Source organism: Geodermatophilus sp. SYSU D00691, from assembly GCF_054050275.1.
The window spans coordinates 1-994 of the sequence record NZ_JBJGYZ010000083.1 but is presented as its reverse complement, the minus strand read 5'-3'; the positions used below and the strand labels follow the sequence as shown (position 1 = coordinate 994).

Here is a 994-nt window from a genome sequence, read left to right as displayed (position 1 = left end):
CTAGACGAGTAAGTCCTAACGCCCGGAGAGGCACAGGCCTGTAAGACAGGGCGGAGGGTGCTCAGGCTCTGGTTGTGACGACAGACCTCAACACCCTCCTGACCGGACTCTACGTCTGGATCGATGACTTCTTGCACGGTCGCGTGCGCGCCGGACGCCGCCCGCGGCTGACCGACTCCGAACTGATCACCTTGGCCGTGGCGCAGGTGCTGCTCGGCGTGCGCTCCGAGGCCCGCTGGCTGCGGCTGGTGCCCGAGGCGTTGCCCGGTGCGTTCCCGTACCTGCCCGGCCAATCCGGCTACAACAAGCGGCTGCGCGGCGCCCTGCCGCTGCTCAAGCGGGTCATCCGGGCACTGGCCGCCGACACCGACCTGTGGACCGACCCGGTCTGGCTGGTCGACTCCACCCCGGTGGAGTGCGCCCGATCCCGCCCCGCCGCGCTGCGCTCGGAGCTGGCTGGGGTGGCCGGCTACGGCTGGTGCCGCTCGCACTCCCGCTGGTTCTGGGGGCTGCGGCTGCACCTGATCTGCACGCCGGCCGGGCTACCGGTCACCTGGGCGCTGGCCGATCCCAAGATCGACGAACGCCAGGTGCTGATGTGCATGCTCGACGAGGAGCCACATCTGCTCGCCGAGCGGCCCGACCTGCTGCTGCTTGCCGACAAGGGCTACGCCTCTGCCGAGCTGGATGACTATCTGCACGCCCGCGGCGCGGACCTGCTGCGCCCGTCCTACCGCAGCCGCACGCCCCGCCCCGGCCAGCAGCTGCTCGCGCCGATCCGCCAGCTGATCGAGTCGGTCTACGACACCCTCAAAGGCCAACTCGACCTGGAACTCCACGGCGGACGCACCCTGACCGGGGTGACCAGCCGGGTCGCCCAACGGCTTCTTGCCCTCACCGCCGCCATCTGGCACAACCGCGCCACCGGCCAGCCGATCACCCGATCCCTGATCGCCTACGACCACTGACCCCCGATCGGACTTACTCGTCTAGC

The 994-nt window shown here is 69.9% G+C and carries 1 protein-coding gene; it reads left to right on the top strand.

Features of this window, described 5'->3' with window-relative positions; genetic code table 11:
- Positions 1 to 74: 74 nt before the first annotated feature.
- Entirely contained in the window at positions 75 to 968 is an 894-nt protein-coding gene (locus ACI797_RS27810; protein ID WP_456864109.1) for an IS982 family transposase, read from the top strand.
- The last annotated feature ends 26 nt before the right edge of the window (positions 969 to 994 follow it).